Source organism: Brevundimonas diminuta ATCC 11568 (assembly GCF_000204035.1).
Classification (GTDB): Bacteria; Pseudomonadota; Alphaproteobacteria; order Caulobacterales; family Caulobacteraceae; genus Brevundimonas; species Brevundimonas diminuta.
The window spans coordinates 2,520,803-2,524,490 of the sequence record NZ_GL883086.1 but is presented as its reverse complement, the minus strand read 5'-3'; the positions used below and the strand labels follow the sequence as shown (position 1 = coordinate 2,524,490).

General features: G+C 67.6%; 3 protein-coding genes. 1 reads left to right on the top strand and 2 read right to left on the bottom strand.

What is annotated here, in order from left to right:
- Nucleotides 1-180: 180 nt before the first annotated feature.
- Nucleotides 181-711: a hypothetical protein gene (locus BDIM_RS16195; RefSeq protein ID WP_003166640.1), complete on the bottom strand. Its 531-nt coding sequence runs from the start codon at nucleotides 709-711 to the stop codon at nucleotides 181-183.
- 140 nt (nucleotides 712-851) lie between these two features.
- On the opposite strand from BDIM_RS16195, the gene BDIM_RS16190 reads away from it, so the two are divergent.
- Complete coding sequence (locus BDIM_RS16190) at nucleotides 852-1,598, top strand: SAM-dependent methyltransferase (protein WP_003166639.1); 747 nt, start codon at nucleotides 852-854, stop codon at nucleotides 1,596-1,598.
- Between the two features lie 90 nt (nucleotides 1,599-1,688).
- Here BDIM_RS16190 and infB read toward each other — a convergent pair.
- The coding region (gene infB / locus BDIM_RS16185; protein WP_081461930.1) for a translation initiation factor IF-2 at nucleotides 1,689-3,688 on the bottom strand (2,000 nt) is incomplete at its 5' end.

Sequence of the window (3,688 nt, the reverse complement as noted above, 5' to 3'; positions counted from 1 at the left end):
CCGCGCGCGGCACGGCCAGGTCGGTGTGAAAGCCGTTGTCGAGCAGATGGACGACGATCGCCGTCTCCGACGATGCGGCGGGGAACAACGCAGGATCGCCCGGCCGCTGCGCCGTCCACACCCCGGCCAGCAGGCCGATCAGGACAGCGAGGCTCCAGCGCATCAGCACCTCCGCGCCGCCTAGTTGGTCCCGAAGGCGGCGGGGACGTCGCGGGCGGGCGAAGAGCCCTGCATCGTCGCCCATTCGCCGCGATAGTCGTAGTTCAAGGTGACGCAGTGACGGAACTGGCCGTCGGCCCAGCGCCCGACCGTCTCGATCGTCAGGGGATGGCCGGCGCGCACCCGTCCGACGACGATGAAGGCCTCGTCCGAGCCGGGGCACAGGGCGCGCGACAGGGCGCGGCCGTCGCCGTCGGTCGTGATGCTGTAGACCCCGCCGTCCGCCGCCCCCTGCGGCAGGACGCGCCGCACCTGATCCGGCCCGCCGCGCTCGAACCGGGCCGACCCGCGCGAGGTCGAAGAGAACAGGTTCCTCACCGAAGTGGCGCCGAACCAGCCGCGCTCGACCTCCAGCGTCACCCCGCGCGTCAGGGCCTGGGTGGCGCGGTCGCGCGCATCGAAGGACAGGAAACGAGTATCGGCCATCGCCGGCGTCGCCAGGGCGCCCAGGCCGGCGACGATCAGCAGCAGAGACAGGTCAGGACGAGGCATGGCGGCCCATTCATTAGCGCCCCCCGACGCGATAGAGCCGAACCCTAAGGCCAAGCGGGCTTCAGATGAAGCCCATCGAGTGGAAAGACGGCGGTCGATCCGTCATGATGCCCCTTCCCCCCGCTACATGACCCAAAACCGTGTTCACAGACCCCTTCGACATCGACAACTACGCCCAGGATCCGGATCACTATCTCGCCGTGCCCTTCGTGCCGACCGAGGAGGACACGGTCGAGGCCATGCTGAGCCTGGCAGGCGTCGGCCCCGGCGATCGTCTGTATGATCTCGGCTGCGGCGACGGACGCATCGTCATCGCCGCCGCCCGCGATCGCGACGCGCGCGGCGTCGGCGTCGACGTCGACCCCCTGCGGATCGCCGACGCCATGGAGTTCGCCGGCTGGGCCGGGGTCGAACACATGGTCGACTTCCGCGAGGAAGATCTTTTCAGCGTCGATGTCCGCGAGGCCACCGTGGTCAGCCTCTATCTGCTTCAGTCCATCAATGTGCAGTTGCGCCCGCGCCTGCTCAGCCAGCTGAAGCCCGGCGCCCGCATCGTCTCCCACGCCTTCGACATGGGCGACTGGCAGGCCGACGAGCGGATCAAGGTCGCCGACGGCTACATCTACAAATGGACGGTTCCCGCCTCGGTCGCAGGTCAATGGAGTTGGACGGGCGCCGACGGAACGCCGTGCCGGTTGGAGCTGGAGCAAACCTATCAGCAGGTCACGGGCCGCGCCTGGCTGGGGGAGATTGAGGTCGACCTGCTCGGCGCCGAACTGTGCGGAGAACGGCTGGAGATTGAGCTTCACGCGAACGCCGCGACGCCGGTTCAGCGCTTCACCCTGACCTTCGCGGATGGCGCGTTGAAGTCCGCCATCGAGGCCTGACCTCACTCACCCGCTCATCCCCAAAGACAAAGGGCGCGGCTTCCGTGGAAACCGCGCCCTTCATGTTTCAGGCCGTGAGGCTCAAGCGTCCTAGTCCAGGGTGCGCTTGATCTCTTCGACGGTGAAGCACTCGATGTAGTCGCCTTCCTTGATGTCCTGGAAGCCGGCGAACTGCATGCCGCACTCCTGACCCGAAGGCACTTCGTTGACCTCGTCCTTGAAGCGCTTGAGCGTGTTGAGCACGCCCAGCTCCAGCACCACCACGTCGTCGCGGATGATGCGGACGCGCGCGCCCTTGCGGACCACGCCCTCGGTGACGCGGCAGCCCGCGACCCGGCCGACCTTGGTGATGTCGAAGGTCTGCAGCACCTTGGCGTTGCCCAGGAAGGTTTCGCGCTGGAGCGGAGCCAGCATGCCCGAGAGCACGCCCTTAATGTCGTCCAGCAGGTCGTAGATGATCGAGTAGTAACGGATCTCGACGCCTTCACGCTCGGCCAGGTCGCGCGCCTGTTTCGAGGCGCGGACGTTGAAGCCCAGGATCGGCGCCCCAGCCGATTTGGCCAGGTTGACGTCGCTCTCGGTGATGCCGCCGGCGCCCGAATAGACGGTGCGGGCGCGGACCTCGTCGTTGCCCATCTTGTCCAGCGAGCCGACGATGGCTTCGGCCGTGCCCTGAACGTCGGCCTTGATGAGGACCGGCAGTTCATTGACCTTCTTGGACTGCAGCTTGGACATCATGTCGACCAGCGACAGCGAGCCGCCCGAGACCTGGGTCTTCTCGCGCTTCACGCGCTGACGGTATTCCGTCAGTTCGCGGGCGCGGGCCTCGGATTCCACCACGGCGAAGACGTCGCCCGGCGACGGCGCCTCGTCCAGGCCGAGAATCTCGACCGGAACCGACGGACCGGCTTCAGGCAGTTGCTCGTTGCGCTCGTTCAGCAGGGCGCGAACCTTGCCCCAGGCCGAACCGGCCACGACGATGTCGCCGCGCTTCAGCGTGCCGCGCTTGACCAGGACGGTCGCGACCGGGCCGCGGCCCTTGTCCAGCTTGGCCTCGATGACCACGCCCTCGGCCGAACGATCGGCGTTGGCGCGCAGGTCCATGACCTCGGCCTGCAGCAGGATGGCGTCGGTCAGACCGTTGAGGTTGATCTTCTCCTTGGCCGACAGCTCGATGATCTGCGTGTCGCCGCCCAGGCTCTCGGAGATGACTTCATACTGAAGCAGCTCGTTGACGATCTTCTGCGAATTGGCGTCCGGCTTGTCGATCTTATTGACCGCCACGATGATCGGCGAACCCGCCGCCTTGGCGTGCTGGATGGCCTCGACCGTCTGCGGCATGACGCCGTCGTCGGCCGCCACGACCAGGACGACGATGTCGGTGACGTTGGCGCCGCGCGCCCGCATCGCCGAGAAGGCCGCGTGGCCCGGCGTGTCCAGGAAGGTGATGCGCTGACCGTCGGCCAGGCGCACCTGATAGGCGCCGATGTGCTGGGTGATGCCGCCGGCTTCGCCGCCCGCCACGTCCGTGGTGCGCAGCGCGTCCAGAAGCGAGGTCTTGCCGTGGTCGACGTGGCCCATGATGGCCACGACCGGGGCGCGGATCTCGCCCGCGTCGGCGTCGTCGGCGTCGGCGATGAAGCCTTCTTCAACGTCGGATTCGGACACGCGCTTGACGGCCATGCCGTATTCCTCGGCCACCAGTTCGGCGGTGTCGGAATCGATCACGTCGTTGATCTTCATCATCAGGCCCTGACGCATCAGGAATTTGATGATGTCGACGCCGCGCACGGCCATCCGGTTGGCCAGTTCGCCGACGGTGATGGTGTCGGGGATGACCACTTCACGCGGACGGTTCGGCGTCTCGGTCGAGCCGCCGCGGCGCTTTTCCTTCTCGCGTTCGCGAGCGCGGCGCACCGAGGCCAGCGAGCGCATGCGCTCGACGGCGTCCTCGTCGCCTCCCGCCACCGAATGGATGGTCAGGCGGCCTTCGCGGCGCTTGGGCTCGCCGCGCGTGCGGCTGACGGCCTTGCCGGGCGCGTTGTCGGCGAAACGCTTCTCGCGATCGTCCTCGCGGCCGGTGGCCGGAC

What these genes read in the sequence shown, in the direction of transcription:
- BDIM_RS16195 (WP_003166640.1), bottom strand. Translation starts at nt 711, where the DNA reads ATGCCTCGTCCTGACCTGTCTCTGCTGCTGATCGTCGCCGGCCTGGGC.